The organism is Paenibacillus chartarius (assembly GCF_042432825.1).
GTDB classification, from domain to species: domain Bacteria; phylum Bacillota; class Bacilli; order Paenibacillales; family NBRC-103111; genus Gordoniibacillus; species Gordoniibacillus chartarius.
The window spans coordinates 1-16,089 of sequence record NZ_JBHLWN010000102.1; the positions used below are offsets into that span (position 1 = coordinate 1).

Genomic DNA, 16,089 nt, shown 5'->3' on the forward strand with positions numbered 1-16,089 from the left:
ATATATCAAACAAATGTTCGCATGTGAAGGATTTGCTGAGGCAACTTGATATTCAAATAATTTTATTCCCGCCGCCATCCGCTTCGTAAACGTAAGATTGTTCCTCCGCTTCTTCCTCCGTGAACACGATCCGAATGTCCGGAACGGCTGCCAGCAGCGCTTTATCGTCCTGAACGGGCTGTTGGGTTAGCGCAATGATGAGGTCGGGAGCGTGCTCCTGCTTCAGCTTGTCTACCGCAGCTTTAGCAGCCTCAATAACGCCGGTCTGCTTCACCGCGCCGTCCTGTGTCGTCGTCTCCATCGCGCTGGTTAAGCCGATGACGCCAATGCGGATTCCCTGTTTGTCAAACACGCGGTAAGGCGCCACATGTCCGAAGGGCAAGCCGTCCTGACCGGTCAAATTGCTCGTAATCCAATTGAACCGAGCCGCTTGAATCAGCTCCAAGGTATTCGCCGTTCCGGCATCGAAATCATGCTGACCAAAGTTCGCAATGTCGATGGGCATTTTATTGAAGGCTTCAACCATCGGAAACCCTTTGAACACACCGCCGAACAGCGTGCCGCCGCCGAGGTCGCCGCCGAAAGCGACGATTTTATCGCCAGCGACGCTGTCGATCAACGTCTTGATCCGTGCGACGCCACCGCGAGTTCCCAGCTTGTCGACGACTGGAACGATTTCATGCCCGTCATTAAAATAAAGAATAGAAACGCTCCCATTTTCCTGAGTTTCCGCATGCACAAGAAGACTGCCGGGAGTTACGGAAACAATCATTGCGGTTGCAAGGACAAAGGGGACTGCTTTGTTGAACATCGCTCTGTACCATCCTGTTCTAGTGGAATAAGTAGACAAGCGCATCATAAACCACTTCTATTTTCCGTATATCAGTCTTATTTAAAGAATTTATTAAGATTAAAAAATGTCCATAACAAACAGAAAAATAACCATGTTCGATTCCGTCTTGTTATGGTATATGTTGGAGACAGCTGCGAAGATCGGATTGAAAGGGAGGGTGTTTGGAGTATGGCGGCGATTCTCCTCAAACGGACCTGTGTCCGCATATCCATGTGTATCATACTTTTGGCGACTGTGGGCTGCCGGGAAGGGGGAGCGGGACAGGATACACCGGTTCGCAGCGAGGCCGGTGAGCAAATCCGAATCACGCTTTGGACACCGCTCAGCGGCGGGGACGGTATTTTCATGCATGAGCTGGTAACTGCTTATAACAAGGAAAATAAAGACGGAGTGACCGTCGATGTCGTCAACAATAAATCGGAGGAATACTATACGAAGCTGCCAACGGCTATCGTAACGGAGGAAGCGCCGGATGTGGCGATCATTCACGCTTCCAGGTACGCGCAGTACATTCGTAACGGCTTTATCGATGCGATCGACGATTATGCGCCGGGAGGCGGCGTGCGCTGGGAGGATTTGAATCCGCACGTCCTGAGCGGCACGATGATGAAAGGGAAGCATTATTCGATCCCGCTTGATACGCATTTTACCGTGTTGTTTTACAATAAGAAGCTGCTGCGCGCGGCGGGCCTGCTCGATGAAGCGGACCGGCCGATTATCGAACCGGGACCGGATGGATTCATGCATTTTCTGGAGACAATTCGTAAGCGCTTACCCAACGATGTCGCGCCGCTTTCCGTTCCAAGTCTTCGGCTGGACCCGTACTGGCTGTGGTGGTCGTTTTACAATCAGATGGATGGCGGCGGCGCGATGTATGCGAACGACGGCCGATCTTCAGCGATCAACAATCCCGCCGCGCTCAAGGCTATGAATTATGTATATTCCTTATACAAGAGCGGGCTGATTCCACCGAATGTCTCCGATTCGCAGAAGCTGTTTGTCGAAGGACAGGCGGCTACGTTAATTCAGGGCGTGTGGGGAACAGGCGGTATCGAGCTTACACCCGGTCTTGAATTCGGCGCGATGGAGCTGCCGCAGCTATTCGACCGCCCGGCTTCTTGGGGCGACTCGCACACGTTCGCCTTTCCGCGGAAGGAGCAGATCGATGTGAGGAAAAGAATGGCTTCCGTGAAATTCGCCTATTGGGTCGCTCAGCACGGAGATTTATGGGCCAAAGCGGGACACGTTCCCGCTTCCTATACGGCATTGTCGTCAGACGCCTATCAATCGCTGCGGTTCCGCCCCGGCTATGCGGCGGCTGCCGAGCATGTCCGCTATTTCCCGAGCCAGCCGATGCAGGGAGAAATCAACGACTGGATGGTCAAGGAGTTCATGCGCATGCTGGCCGGCCAGCTGTCGCCGGAGGAGCTGCTGCGGCACGCGGAAACGATGATCAACGAGAAGGTACGCCCATGATGAAAGCAACCGAACGCTCCTTTCGTGCGCCGGGATGGTTTCGAAATCAGCCGCTTGTGTTCAAATTTACGCTGGTCAGCTTCATTCTGATTGCACTGCCGCTGGCGATAACCGGCTATCTCACCTATGCCGGGTATTCGTCGTCGCTTGAGCGCAACGTTGGCAAGTATCAGGCCGACTTCGTCCGCGAGCTGACTACGAATATCGATACGTATATGAATGAATTGAATTTACTATCGCTGCTTCCCTATCAGTCTCCGGATGTACTGCGTTTCCTTGGATCGGAGAAAAAGCCCGGCACCCTATTAACTTGGGAGGAAAGGATGGCTCTGGAGGATTTGTCCAAGCGCGTATTTACGAATGGGAGGGTCGATGTAATCGGCCTGTACCTCTACAGTATTTCCGGTGCATCGTACATCCATCGTCCCGACGGAGTCGCGGATGTTGGAAGCGGCGGGTACGCGAACGAGCCCTGGTATCCGAAGGCCGCCGCAACCGGGAAGGGCATATTTGTCGGCGCGCACGAAGTGAAGTCGAGCGGTGCGGCCGGGTATCAGGTGTTCTCCATCGTCAGGAAAATCAGAAGCATCGATACCGGCGAGGATATCGGATTTTTCCAGCTTGATGTTGAAGTGCGCGCCATTCGGAACAAAATCGACCAGCTATCGATGAGCCATAGCGAAAATGTAGCGATTGTCGACGGAGACAATCGGCTCGTATATCGAAATCGCGACACATTTGAGCTGGGAGATTTGCTGTACGGCAACCGCGGAACCGGAACCTTGACCGTGAACCGAAGCGGACAGAGGGAGCTGCTGGCGTATCATACATCGCCGCTGACCGGCTGGACGACGATCGAAACTGTGCCTCTATCGGTGCTTACGAGCGATGCGCAAGCCGTCCGCAATTATTTTATCGCAATCGGGGCCGCCAGCTTCGGTCTGGCCGTACTGCTCATGACGCTGCTGTCCGTTCGTATCACAAGGCCGATCGGCCAGCTGCGGAACATGATGAAGAAACTCGAGCGAGGCGATCTGGCCGTGTCGATTCCGATCACGAGCCGGGATGAAGTCGGGCAGCTAAGCCAGTCCTTTAACGTCATGGTGTCTAAACTGAGCGATCTGGGTTATCGCCTGTATGAAACGGAAATCCGCGAGAAGAACGCCCAAATCGCGGCCTTGCAAAGCCAGATCAATCCGCATTTTCTATACAACACGCTGGGCACGATCAGCATGCATGCCGAGCTTCAAGGGAACCGGGAAGTCGTGCGGATGACGAACAATCTCAGCCGGCTGCTGCGCTACAGCATTACGGGCAACCGCAGCGAAGTGACCTTGGAGCAGGAGCTGGAGCATGTCAAAGGCTATATGGTCATCCAGCAAATCCGGTTCGAGGACAGGATACGTTATCACATACGGGTACAGGAAGAGCTTCGGCAGTACGCGGTCATTCGTCTGATGCTGCAGCCGATTGTCGAAAACTGCATTATTCACGGGATTGAGAAAGGGCGGGGGAGCGGAAGCATCGAGCTCTACGCGGAGCGGGAGAACGATAAGCTTGTCATCACCGTGCAGGATGACGGGTGCGGATTAACGGAAACCTCGCTTCACGAGCTTCGCAGGAATCTCGACTTCGCCCCGCTCCAAACCGATATCGGCGGGCACGGCCTCGTCAATGTCCACCGCCGCATCGTGCTTCGGTACGGCCGCCCATACGGCATTCGGGTTGAGAGTAAGCCATACGAAGGCACGAAAGTCGTACTTACGCTTCCTTTAACGAATCATACAGAAGGAATTTGAACATACGGAGGTGCCGGGATGCCGAAGCTGCTTATTGTGGATGACGAAACCATCTTCCGCAAAGGTGTCAGACATCTGATTGCGGAAATGAATTCCGATTGGACAGTCGTGGATGAAGCAAGAGACGGACTGGAAGCGATCGAGAAGGTGGAGTTTCACCGGCCGGACTTTATCATTACCGACGTTCGTATGCCGCGCATGGACGGCATTCAGCTGCAGCACATGCTGAAGGAGCGATATCCGTTCATTCGCTGTATTGTGATGAGCGGCTTCAGCGATTTCGAATATGCCCGTCAGTCGCTGAAGCTGGGGGCGAAAGACTATTTGATGAAGCCGCTGGAGCGGGAGGAGCTGTACCGGACGCTATGGCGGCTTAAGGAGGAGTGGCTTGCGGATAAAGGCAAGCAGCTCGCCGCATCGCGCGGGCTGGAGGAGGACCGGCAGACGCGGGAGCAGCTCCGGCAGCACATTTTGACAGGGCTTGTGCAGGGAACGGTCAAGCAGGAGGAGCTTGAGCTGCTCGATCATGTCGGGCTTTCGTTCCCGCATCCATGCTTCGTATGCTGCGTGGCGCAATTAGACCGGGAATCGGTCGGGGAAGAGAGGTATGCACGCTCCGCCCCGTCTTTATTCGGCTTGTACTTGCGCCATTTCATGCAGGAGACGATCGAGGAGGAGATGCACAGCTTCGTGTTCGTGCTGTCGGATACGAAGGTCGTCGCACTCCTGAATTATGAGCCCGAACCCGACAGTATGCAGCGGATCGTCACGTTGGCCGTCAATACGCAGAACCGAATCCGCGCATTTTCCTCCATGACGGTCACCATCGGGGTTGGCAATGCGGCGAACGGACTGGATTCGATCGCCAGAAGCTGCAAGGAAGCGGAAACCGCCCTCTATACGCGCTTAATTACAGGCGGAGACCGGGTATATACGTACGAAAATCCCTCCTTGCACGTGCTTGCGAAGCAGGAGCACGACGCCGAGGATGGCAAGCTGATCGAACGGATCCTGCGCGAAGGACATACGGAGCACATCGGGCAGTACGCTGCCGGCTGGATCCATCGCCTCTGCGATTCCGCCAGCGGGCCTGACATGATCCGGCAGCAGATCTGCAAGCTGCTGCTGCACGTCTATGAGCTGGTTGTCAAACAGGGCGCCGCACAGGACTCGATACAGGGCAAGGAAGTCAAAGACATCCTTAGCGAAGCTTGCTCGATCTCCTCCAGAACCGAATTAATCTCGTACGTTCAGCAGCTGCTGATCGCGGCAAGCGAGACGCTGCAAGAGCAGCAGAAGCCGAGCGTGTCCGGCCCGATCGAAGCTGTCCTGCGCTATATCGACGAGCACTATGCCCAGCCGATCACGCTAGGCAAAGCAGCCGAACAAGTTTATTTATCGCCGCCTTATTTAAGCAGCCTGTTTAAAGCGCGAACCGGTAAATCGTTCATCGATTATGTGACCGAGAGGAGAATCGAGGAGGCCAAGAAGCGCCTAGCATACACCGATGAGAAAATCGTATCGATTGCGGATTCCACCGGGTTTGCGAATATTCGTCACTTCAACCGGGTATTCAAAACGTTCACCCAGCTAACCCCCAAACAATATCGCGAGCAAGCGCAGAGCTGCTGAACAGAAAGCGCTTAAAATAAGTCCATGCGATTCCAAAGATACGCCATGGCTGCATCGAGACGCCCTTAGTATAGTGAAGCTTGTAAGCACACACCAAACTGAAAAGGGAGTGTTTTGGTTGAAAAAGCTCGGTGTATCAATGGTAAGTGCTTCTCTGATTTTGTCCGTGCTAGCCGGCTGCTCCAGTACCGCGAGTACGGATGCCGGCGGGTCCGGGACAGGGGCGAACGCAGGGGACGCCCCCGGCACGGCGGCCAACAGCGGCGGCAAGAAGATCGAGCTGACGTACTGGACGTTGTTCAGCGGCGGCGACGGCGACAATATGGATGCCATTATCAACGCCTTCAACAAATCGCAAAGCGAGATTACGGTCAAGAACGTCAAGCTGGAGTGGGCCGAGTATTATACCAAGCTCGTGACGGGCGTATCGGCGGGCAAAGGTCCGGACATCGGCATTTCGCACGTGTCGAAGCTGCCGGAGCTGATCAAGCAGGGCGTCGTCAGCGATGTGGACGAAGTCGCGAAAGCGATTAACTTGAACTGGGGCGATTATAACCAGAACATTTTGAACTCGACAATCAGCGGAGGCAAGCATTACGCCGTTCCGCTCGATACGCACCCGTTCATTATGTACTACAACAAAAAGCTGCTGCAAGCGGCCGGAGCGCTTGGCGAGGGCGGGAAGCCGGCCATCGAGCCGGGGGCTGACGGATTCGTCAAGTTTCTGTCGGGCATGAAGGATAAGCTGCCGAAGGGCGTATTTCCGCTTGCGCTCGCCAATAGCGGCGACGACCCTTACCGGCTGTGGTGGGCCGCATACTCCCAGCTTGGCGGCAATGACATCATCACAGACGATGGCAAATCCACGGCGATCGACATGGAGAAAGCGGTTACAGCAGCAAACTTTATCAAAGGCCTGTATTACGACAGCAAAGTGATTAAGCCGAGCGACCCCGACTTCTACAAAACGTTCCAAAGCGGCCAGGCCGCCATCATGATGACCGGCGTATGGGCGACAGGCACCTGGGAGTCGACGAAAGACCTCGAATTCGGCGCGATGCCGATTCCGAACCTGTTCGGCAACACGAAAACTTGGGGCGACTCGCATACGATTATCCTGCCGGTGACGAAGGATAACGATGCAAAGAAGCGGCAGGCGGCGCTTGCGTTCGCCAAGTTCGCCACCGAGAACGGGCAAACCTGGGCGAAGGCGGGACATATTCCGGCCAACACGAAGGTCATGGATTCCGCCGAATTCAAAGGCATGAAATACCGGAGCGATTACGTAAGCGTAGCGAAAGATGTCGTATTCCCGAAGCCATCCGATAAAACATGGCCGAAAAACGATGTTCTCAAGAAGTATTTGGATGAAATCTGGATGAACAAAACTCCGGCCGACAGTGTGATGAAGAAAATCGATAACGACGTCAAAGCGCTGCTCGCCAAGTAACAGGCCGAAGCTCTTGGAAGATGAGGTGATGCAGAATGAAAGCGAAACAGCTGCGTCTGGAAATCAAGGCTTTCCTGTTCTTGCTCCCGTTCTTGCTTCTGTACGTCGTATTCACGATATTGCCGATGTTCAAAGGACTGGAGATGAGCTTATACGACTGGACACTGATCCGGAAAATGAAGTTCGTCGGATTTGACAACTACATGCGAATGTCGGCGGATCCGAACTTCTGGCGTTCGCTGTGGAATTCCACCTATTTTGTCATACTGACGACGCCGACCATGCTCATTCTGGCCCTCGCGCTTGCCGTCATTTGCAATCGGAAGTCCCGGCTGCAGCGCTTCTACCGGAGCGTCTTCTTCCTGCCGAGCGTGCTGTCCGTATCGGTTGTCGCTTATGTCGGCATGTACATGGTCCAGCCCTACACCGGCTTCACGAACAATTTTCTGAAGCTGCTCGGTCTCTTAAGTCCCGATCGGGAGCTGTTCTGGCTGACGGAGACACCGCTGGCGTGGATCGCCATCGCCGGAATTACGCTTTGGTGGACGGTCGGCGTCAATATGATCCTGTACTTGTCGGCCATGCAGGACATCCCGGAAGATATTTACGAGGCTGCACGGCTGGACGGAGCTACGGGCAATCAAATGTTTACCCGCATCACCTTGCCGCTCCTCGGTCCGATGACGAAGACGATCCTGCTGCTGCAAATTATCGCCTCTTATAAAGTGTTTCTGCAAATATATATTATTACGAGAGGCGGACCGGGAACGGATACGAGACCGATCATCCAATATATTTATGAAGAGGGCATCAAGAACAGCCATATGGGCTATGCGGCCGCGCTGTCTTACTCGCTATTCGTGATCCTGATGATCGTCTCCCTGCTGCAGCTGCGGGTCAATTCAAGAAAAGGGGCGGTGATGTAGGTGCGGATCGTTTGGACCGCTTTATCGCTGCTGCTCGCCGTTCTTTTCCTTGTTCCGCTGTCCTGGATGCTGGTCGTTTCCATCAAAGACGAGACGATGAAAATTCAAGGCGTGCTGGACTGGTATAAGCCGCCTTATACGCTCGAGACGTATTTCTACGTCTTCCATGAAACGTCTTTGCTCCGCTGGATGTTCAACAGCTTGATCGTGGCGGCGGCCGTCACGATATTAACCGTTCTGTTTACGTCGATGAGCGCGTTCGCTTTATCCAAGATCCGGTTTAAGCTGCGCGGCTTCGTATTCGTCTTTATTTTGGCCGGACTGATGATTCCTGGTGAGGCGATGATTATTCCGCTGTATCAGCTCGTTAAGGAGCTTGGCATGCTCGATTCGTACCAGGGCTTGATTTTGCCCGCCATTGCTTCGCCGTTCGCGGTAATCGTGCTGAAGAGCTTCTTCGACACGGTTCCGAACGAACTGATAGAGAGCGCGGAAATGGACGGGGGCGGTTTGTTCAAAATCTATTACAGCATCGTGCTGCCGCTGGCGAAGCCTGCGCTCGCCTCAATCGCGATCCTGACGTTCATCGGGCAATGGAACAACTTTCTATGGCCGTTCATTTCCATCACATCGGAAGAACTGTTTACGCTGCCGATGGGGATTCCGACGCTGTTATCGCAATATACGAAGGACTACGTCAGACCGATGGCCATCAATTCGATCTCGTCACTGCCTGTCATCATCGCCTTCTTGTTCTTCGAGAAGCAAATCGTACGCGGGCTCAGCTTTACCGGCATTAAGGGGTAGAGCGGCGATGGACATGACGAGAGGGCGGGACAGCAGCATCGATATATTCAAAGGGCTGCTGGTCATCGGGATGATCTTCTGCCATGTGCTGCAGTTTTTCAGCGATGACCGGCTTTACCCGGAAGTGCGATACGCAACTAGCTTGTTTAATCTCATCACCTTCCCGGGCTTCGTATTCAGCTTCGGCTTTGTCAGTCAGCTTGCTTACTACGGCAAACGGCTGCGGGATGTGTACACTCGTATGGGGATAAACGCGCTGAAGATGTTAGCGGCTTTCTACATATCGGGTACATGTTACCGCATCCTTGCGGAAGGTAGGGAGCTAAGCGGCGAGCTGCTGCTGCCGATCCTGCTGCTGGATGATATTCCGGGCTGGTCGGAATTTCTCGTCTCCTTCGCCTTGTTCACGGCTGCAGGCATTGTGCTGTTTCATCCGCTTCGCTGGCTGACGGCGCGCAAGCGGCTGTTCTGGGCCGTAACGGCAGCGCTGCTGCTTACCACGCTCATCGATTACGGCAGCATTAAGGCGAACCAGCTGGGGCTTCTGGCGGGCAGTCGCCAGTTTGCTTCCTTCCCGGTGCTGCAGTATATGCCGTTTTATTTGATCGGCGTTTACTTTGCCTGTCACAAGGTGAGCTGGAGCTGGCGCGTATTCGCCGGAGCGGTGGCGGCTACGGGAATGTTCGCTGCCATCTGGCTAACGAGCGGGGAGCTTCCCGAGCGATTTCCTCCGTCCGCGGCATGGATTGCAGGGCCATCGCTTCTGTTGTATGGTTATTTGCTGCTGGCCGCTGCGCTGTCCAAACGAGGATGGCCGACGGCATGGCTGCACACCTTGGGCCGCAATGTGCTGGTTTACTTGCTGCTGAGCAATATCATGATTTTCGCCATGAAGCGGACACAGCCGGATCTGCCGCTTACCATGCCGGAGAGCGCCGGTATGACCGTCGCCATCATGCTCATCATCACATTTTTACTAAAGCTTGTTACTCAACCGAAAACAAAAGGAGAGCGGCAATCTCATGAATACCAACATTCCAAGACCGGAACATCCGCGCCCTGATTTCGAACGTCAGAACTGGCTGAATTTAAACGGTCCATGGCAATTCGAGTTTGACGATATGAACGTTGGGGAACGTGAAAGCTGGCATCAAGACAGAGCGTTCACTGGAGTCATCCAAGTGCCATATTGCTTCCAAAGCAAATTAAGCGGGATTAAAGACACGGCCTTCCACGATGTCGTATGGTATCAAAGACAGTTCGCCGTTCCGGATTCGTTCCAAGGTAAGCGTGTGATGCTGCACTTCGGCGCCGTTGATTATTCCGCAAAGGTTTGGTTGAACGGTCAGCTCGCAGGCGAGCATACGGGAGGCTACACGCCGTTTCGGATCGACATTACGGACAGCTTGCGCGAAGGGGAGAATACCGTTACCGTCCGGGTCGAGGATTCCAGCACGAATACGTCGCAGCCAAGGGGCAAGCAAAGCTGGAAGCCGGACAATTTCGGCTGCTGGTATACCCAGGTGACCGGCATATGGCAAACCGTATGGCTGGAAGCCGTGTCTGCAACTCATCTGGATAAGGTGAAAATGACCCCGGACTTCGATAACGGCCGGCTTCGTCTCGATGTGTTCGTGCATGGTCCTGTCGATGGCTGTGAGCTGAAGGCGCGAGTGTCCTTCGAAGGCCATCCGATCGCAGAAGGAAGCGTTCGGCTGCTCCGCAGCATCCAAACGTTCGAGATCGACGTGAAGAGCGATCATTTCGAATGGAAGCTTGCCGCCTGGTCTCCGGAGCATCCGAATTTGTACGATATTCAGTTTGAGGTTACAAGGGCGGGCGAGCTGCTCGATTCCGTCTCCAGCTACTTCGGCATGCGCAAAATATCGACCCGGGGCGGCAAGGTGCTCTTGAACAACCAGCCTATTTATCAGAAGCTCATTCTGGATCAAGGCTACTTTGACGGGGGACTGCTGACGGCGGCGACCGACGAGGATTATATCCATGACATCCGTTTGATTAAGGAATTCGGCTTCAACGGCGTTCGCAAGCATCAGAAGGCGGAGGACCCGCGGTTCCTTTACTGGGCCGACAAAATGGGACTGCTCGTCTGGGGAGAAATGGGGAGTCCGTATGAATTCGACGACCGGATGATCGCCGCGAATACGGAGGAGTGGCGGAGGGTTGTAGAGCGCGATTACAACCACCCGTGCATTATCGTCTGGACGCTGATGAACGAATCGTGGGGCATTCCGCGCATTCAGACGGACCGGAAGCAGCAGCATCACACGATGTCGCTCTATTACATGGTCAAATCGTACGACGACACCCGGCTGGTCATCTCCAATGACGGCTGGGAGCACACGGTAAGCGATTTGATCACCTTCCACGATTACATGCAGGACGGCGAGCGGCTGGCTGCGCGGCTGGCTTCCAAGGAAGCCGTGCTGACGGAACCGGTCTGCTCCGTCGGCAATACGCTCGGCGCCAAATACATGTTCGCCGAAGGGTTCACATACAGCGGTCAGCCGATCCTGCTGAGCGAATGCTGCGGCGTTGCGTACGATACCGGTGTCGGCTGGGGCTATGGCAGCAGTGTGCGCACGGAGGAGCAGTTCCTCGAGCGTTACCGGAGCATTCTCCAAGCGATTCACGATCACAGCTATATTGCAGGCTTCTGTACAACCCAGCTGACGGATGTCCAGCAGGAAATCAACGGTCTCGTCACGATCGACCGCAAGCCTAAGGTGGATCCGGCCCGCTTCGCCGCCATTTTACATCAGCTGAACTAAGAGATAGGGCTGTTCCCGGGTCATGAGGAATGACGGGGAACAGCCCTTTTGGCGACCGGGTACTGAGCAAAACAAGAAATCTAAGCTTTCGATTTCTCCCATTGTCCAGGCTCCCGGCGCCGCCGGTTCATAATGACTAAGGACACTGATATGACCGTCAGAATGATCCCAAGCAACCGGAAACCCGCGAAATTGAACACATCTCCTATAACGATGCTTATCAGCAGTGAAGAGAGAATCGCTCCCACATTTCTAGATGTACTGAATAATCCGGATGCTACACCGATGATTTCTTTGGGAGAGCTTCTCAGCAAGGCCGCCTGCAGGCCGACACTGTTCACCCCGTTGCTAATTCCGAACGCCGCTAACGCCACGCACACGCTGATCACCGGTGAAGCCGGATTCAATGTCACGATCCACACAGAGCCGAACGTCATAAGGATAGCGGACACGAACAGTGCCGGCCCAGGTCCCGCTCGGTCGATCCAACGTCCCGCCAGCGGAGCGGCGGCAAGCGAACACAAGCCTAAGGCAAGCATGAGAATCCCCGTATGGAACTCGGCGATATGACGAACCTCTTGCAGGTAGGAAGGAAGCCCGAAGAATATAGCGTAAAATAGTACGTTAACGATCATAAATTCGATATTGACCCAAGTGATTTCAGGATATTTGGCAAATGTTCGCAAAGGAATGAACGGGGAAGCCGTTCTGAATTCGTGTCTTACGAAAACAGCCAGCAATGCAAGTCCGATCAGCCCGGCAAAGATATGAATGAATGATACATGCCCGGATGCTTTTGCCGACAATAATCCTAACAGCAATGCGATCAGCCCCGCTGTGAAGAGCAGAACCCCGGGAGCATCCATGACGTCCAACCAGCTTCGAAGCGATGTTTTGCGTGAAGAGGACCTTGGCGGTTCATCATCGGGAATCGTTCTCCAAGCGAATATAAAGCTGGCGACCGTAAACGGAATATTCACGAAGAAAATAGCGGGCCAATCCCACCAGTGAAGCAAAAGCCCGCCAACAAAAGGGCCCAAGGCGGCCGCCCCGGATTGAAAGCTGGACAAGACAGACAGCGCGGCCGCTTGCTTCTCCTCAATGTGAACTCGAACGATAGCCAGGCCAACCGCCACCATCATGCTTGTTCCGATGGATTGTACGATGCGGAAGACAATGAGCCAGCCGAAGCTCGGCGACAGCGGAGCTGCCAAGGATGCGACGAAAGCTATGACAAGCCCGGTGAGAAATATGTTCTTGCGGCCGAATACATCGCTAGCCTTGCCCATAATAGGTTGTGCCGCGGCACTTGCGAGGTAGAACGTTACAATCACCCAGGAAACAACGGTAAAATCCAGCTGGAACACATGCCGCAGTCTGGGAATAGCGACTGCAACCATCGAAGAATTCAATGGGTTCAATAGAACACCCAATCCAACGGAAATCAGCATCCACCTGCTCCGAACCCCCATATCAGCTGCCTCCCATTCGTTTTGAAGATATCGTAATGGAAAATGGACATTTACTCCAACGCATTTTATGTTATGATTTCATTGACTCAAAGGAATGAATGGGAGGGGACGGGCAACATTGGAGCTGCTTCAATTGCAATATTTTCTCGCGGTAGCTCGCTTGGAGCACATGACCGAGGCCGCACGAAGTCTGCATGTTACTCAATCTTCGCTAAGCAAAACGATCGGGCGTCTGGAGGAGGATCTGGGCGTGCCTCTATTCGACCGGACAGGAAGGAAGCTGCGGCTCAATGAGTACGGAACCCGTTTCCTCCGCCGCGCGGAAAGAGCGTTGTTTGAATTGGAGCAGGGGAAGCAGGAGATTCGCGATGTGTCCAACCCGGAACAAGGCACTATTGAATTGGCGGTGACCAACGCAAGCACACTGCCGACCATCCTTCGAGAGTTTCGGAAGCAGCATCCCCATACCCAATTTCATGTGCAAATGCTGACGACACAGGAAATGATTACGCTGCTTCAAAGAGGAGAGGCTGATTACGGCTTGTCCTCGCCTCCGATACATGGCGATGACATGGAATGTCAAATCGTATTCATCGACCCGATCCTTGTAGCTGTTCCAGAAGGGCACCGGCTTGCCAATCGGAGCAGCGCAGCCTTGACAGAGCTGAAGAATGAATCGTTCGTCGGAGTCAAGAAAGGCTACCTGACTCGCGATTTAGTGGACGACGTATGCCTTTCGGCAGGATTTGCACCTAACTATGTATACGAGGGGAATGAGCCCGCCAGGCTAACCGCACTTGTGGAAGCCGGCATTGGCATTGGCTTCATACCAAGCACAGCCGTCAATCCGCGGGAGCATATCCGCTATCTCCGTATAGAGGATCACGAATTGGTACGGGAAATCGCTTTATTGTGGCACAGAGACCGGTATATATCGCGCGCTGCACTGGCATTTCGCGAGGTCGTGGTTCAATATTTCGGGGCGCTGTCCAAACAAGCCAAATCGGAAGCCGGCGGCAGGTAAGGAAGAATTGATTATAGCCAAACTTTCCGCCCTTCCCGTGTTGAATTTACCGCTTACGGTATGATACGCTACACTTACCTTTACGATAGGAGTTGAAGAGGATAATGTGATTTTTCTTGCTGACCCTGCAATAATAAAACCGGCACCAGCGGTATGCCCGGAAGCGGCTATCGCTAACGTTTTTATTATGGATTAGCGAGAAAGTTGCTTATTCTTTTCCACTCAAACGATAAGGCGATTCCGGCCCTATGGGTCGGCTTGCCGTATATGCGGATTGAGCTACAAGAAAAGTAACTTTCTTGTAGCTTTTATTTTTTTGTAAAGGAGCGGACGCTTTATGTCGTTAATTCAAGTCAAACAGTTAACGTTCGCCTATGAGGGCAGCTATGACAATATATTTGATGACGTCAGCTTTAACATCGACACCGATTGGAAATTGGGGTTTACGGGCAGGAACGGCCGGGGGAAAACAACGTTTCTGAATTTGCTGATGGGAAGCTACGAGTACCGCGGATCGATCACTGCCCGAGTGCAGTTTGAGATTTTCCCGTTTCATATCGCAAATAAGGGCGCCAATGTACTGGATGTCATCGGGGACATATACCCGGACTATGTGCATTGGGAGCTGATGAGGGAGCTGTCGCTGCTCAAGGTGTCCGAAGACGTGCTGTACCGTCCGTTCGAGACGTTGTCGAACGGGGAGCAGACGAAGGTGATGCTGGCCGCGCTATTTTTGAAAGAGAACCGGTTTCTGTTAATCGACGAGCCGACCAATCATCTGGATATGGAAGGGCGGCAGCAGGTCGGCCAATATCTGAGTATGAAGAGCGGATTTATTCTGGTGTCGCACGACAGGGCTTTCTTGGACCAGTGTGTCGACCATATTTTGTCCATCAACAAGACGAACATTGAAATCACGAAAGGGAACTTCTCGGATTGGTGGGAACAGAAGCGCAGGCAGGACCAATACGAGCTAGCGGAGAACGATAAGCTGAAAAGAGATATCGGACGGCTGGCGCAAGCCGCGGAGCGAACGAGCAGGTGGTCCGATGCGGTGGAGAAGACCAAAAACGGCACCCTCAATTCCGGCCTCAAAGTCGATAAAGGGTATGTCGGACATAAAGCAGCCAAGATGATGAAACGGTCCAAAAATCTCGAGCATCGGCAGCAAGCCGCGATCGAGGAGAAGTCGGCGCTTCTGAAAAATATCGAAACGTCCGAAAGCCTGAAGCTGTCGCAGCTGTCTTACCACAAGAGCCGACTGGCCGAGCTTGACCATGTAACGATTCAATACGGGGACAAAGCGGTATGCACGGATGTGAGCTTCACAATTGAAAAGGGCGATCGGATCACGCTTTCCGGCCGGAACGGATCGGGCAAATCGAGCATTCTGAAGCTGATCTGCGGCGAGGAAATCCCCTATTCGGGAACGTTTCGGATCGGCAGCCGGCTGAAAATCTCCTATGTCTCCCAGGACACCTCACACTTGCAAGGGACATTAACCGATTACGCAAAAGCGCAGGGAATCGATGAAAGTTTGTTTAAAGCGATTCTCCGCAAGCTGGACTTCTCCCGAATCCAATTCGAGAAGGATATGTCTTCCTTCAGCGGAGGCCAGAAGAAGAAGGTGCTGATATCCAAAAGCTTATGCGAGCAAGCCCATTTGCATATTTGGGACGAACCGCTGAATTTTATCGACGTCATCTCCCGGATGCAGATCGAGCAGCTGCTGCAGGAGTATAACCCGACGATCCTGTTTGTCGAGCATGACCGAGAATTTTGCCGCCATATCGCCACGAAGACGGTGAGGCTGTGAGCCATTAGCGAAGGTCGTTTTGCCATCGTATGGCGGCAAAAC

12 protein-coding genes are annotated in these 16,089 nt (G+C 53.6%); 10 read left to right on the forward strand and 2 right to left on the reverse strand.

The annotated features are described in order from the left end of the window. Positions 1–52 precede the first annotated feature (52 nt). Entirely contained in the window at positions 53–811 is a 759-nt protein-coding gene (locus ACFFK0_RS25235) for a bifunctional UDP-sugar hydrolase/5'-nucleotidase (RefSeq protein WP_377473164.1), read from the reverse strand. A 210-nt stretch (positions 812–1,021) separates the two neighbouring features. On the opposite strand from ACFFK0_RS25235, the gene ACFFK0_RS25240 reads away from it, so the two are divergent. The 8 genes from ACFFK0_RS25240 to ACFFK0_RS25275 all read left to right on the forward strand — a co-directional run bounded on the left by ACFFK0_RS25240 (position 1,022) and on the right by ACFFK0_RS25275 (position 11,735). Then, positions 1,022–2,329: an extracellular solute-binding protein gene (locus tag ACFFK0_RS25240; RefSeq protein WP_377473165.1), complete on the forward strand. Its 1,308-nt coding sequence runs from the start codon at positions 1,022–1,024 to the stop codon at positions 2,327–2,329. Beyond that, complete coding sequence (locus tag ACFFK0_RS25245) at positions 2,326–4,128, forward strand: cache domain-containing sensor histidine kinase (protein WP_377473166.1); 1,803 nt, start codon at positions 2,326–2,328, stop codon at positions 4,126–4,128. Before ACFFK0_RS25240 ends, ACFFK0_RS25245 begins: the two co-directional genes overlap by 4 nt. 18 nt (positions 4,129–4,146) lie before the next feature. Further along, entirely contained in the window at positions 4,147–5,760 is a 1,614-nt protein-coding gene (locus tag ACFFK0_RS25250) for a response regulator (RefSeq protein WP_377473168.1), read from the forward strand. Between the two features lie 118 nt (positions 5,761–5,878). Further along, on the forward strand, positions 5,879–7,210 hold the full coding sequence (locus tag ACFFK0_RS25255; RefSeq protein WP_377473169.1) for an ABC transporter substrate-binding protein: 1,332 nt from the start codon (positions 5,879–5,881) through the stop codon (positions 7,208–7,210). A 35-nt stretch (positions 7,211–7,245) separates the two neighbouring features. Next, positions 7,246–8,136, forward strand: a complete 891-nt coding sequence (locus tag ACFFK0_RS25260) for a carbohydrate ABC transporter permease (RefSeq protein ID WP_377473170.1) — start codon at positions 7,246–7,248, stop codon at positions 8,134–8,136. Beyond that, positions 8,137–8,943, forward strand: coding sequence for a carbohydrate ABC transporter permease (locus ACFFK0_RS25265; RefSeq protein WP_377473171.1), 807 nt, complete (start codon positions 8,137–8,139; stop codon positions 8,941–8,943). It abuts the gene before it with no gap. Positions 8,944–8,950: 7 nt separating this feature from the next. Then, complete coding sequence (locus ACFFK0_RS25270) at positions 8,951–10,006, forward strand: acyltransferase family protein (protein ID WP_377473172.1); 1,056 nt, start codon at positions 8,951–8,953, stop codon at positions 10,004–10,006. Next, on the forward strand, positions 9,966–11,735 hold the full coding sequence (locus ACFFK0_RS25275) for a glycoside hydrolase family 2 protein (RefSeq protein ID WP_377473173.1): 1,770 nt from the start codon (positions 9,966–9,968) through the stop codon (positions 11,733–11,735). Before ACFFK0_RS25270 ends, ACFFK0_RS25275 begins: the two co-directional genes overlap by 41 nt. A gap of 80 nt (positions 11,736–11,815) precedes the next feature. Here ACFFK0_RS25275 and ACFFK0_RS25280 read toward each other — a convergent pair whose 3' ends face one another. After that, positions 11,816–13,207 (reverse strand): MFS transporter, encoded by a 1,392-nt coding sequence (locus ACFFK0_RS25280; RefSeq protein WP_377473174.1) that lies wholly within the window; start codon positions 13,205–13,207, stop codon positions 11,816–11,818. A gap of 118 nt (positions 13,208–13,325) precedes the next feature. Here ACFFK0_RS25280 and ACFFK0_RS25285 point away from each other — a divergent pair, with 118 nt between their 5' ends. Beyond that, positions 13,326–14,231 carry a LysR family transcriptional regulator gene (locus ACFFK0_RS25285; protein ID WP_377473175.1) on the forward strand — a complete coding sequence of 302 codons (906 nt, stop codon included), beginning with the start codon at positions 13,326–13,328 and terminating at the stop codon, positions 14,229–14,231. A gap of 337 nt (positions 14,232–14,568) precedes the next feature. Beyond that, a complete protein-coding gene (gene abc-f, locus ACFFK0_RS25290; protein ID WP_377473176.1) occupies positions 14,569–16,047 on the forward strand; it encodes a ribosomal protection-like ABC-F family protein in 1,479 nt (492 codons plus the stop codon). Positions 16,048–16,089: the final 42 nt, after the last annotated feature.

Bases quoted from the DNA above. Each gene is read 5' to 3' on its own strand.
- ACFFK0_RS25235 (WP_377473164.1), bottom strand. From the start codon at position 811: ATGTTCAACAAAGCAGTCCCCTTTGTCCTTGCAACCGCAATGATTGTT.
- ACFFK0_RS25240 (WP_377473165.1), top strand. From the start codon at position 1,022: ATGGCGGCGATTCTCCTCAAACGGACCTGTGTCCGCATATCCATGTGT.
- ACFFK0_RS25245 (WP_377473166.1), top strand. From the start codon at position 2,326: ATGATGAAAGCAACCGAACGCTCCTTTCGTGCGCCGGGATGGTTTCGA.
- ACFFK0_RS25250 (WP_377473168.1), top strand. From the start codon at position 4,147: ATGCCGAAGCTGCTTATTGTGGATGACGAAACCATCTTCCGCAAAGGT.
- ACFFK0_RS25260 (WP_377473170.1), top strand. From the start codon at position 7,246: ATGAAAGCGAAACAGCTGCGTCTGGAAATCAAGGCTTTCCTGTTCTTG.
- ACFFK0_RS25270 (WP_377473172.1), top strand. From the start codon at position 8,951: ATGGACATGACGAGAGGGCGGGACAGCAGCATCGATATATTCAAAGGG.
- ACFFK0_RS25275 (WP_377473173.1), top strand. From the start codon at position 9,966: ATGAATACCAACATTCCAAGACCGGAACATCCGCGCCCTGATTTCGAA.
- ACFFK0_RS25280 (WP_377473174.1), bottom strand. From the start codon at position 13,207: ATGGGGGTTCGGAGCAGGTGGATGCTGATTTCCGTTGGATTGGGTGTT.
- abc-f (WP_377473176.1), top strand. From the start codon at position 14,569: ATGTCGTTAATTCAAGTCAAACAGTTAACGTTCGCCTATGAGGGCAGC.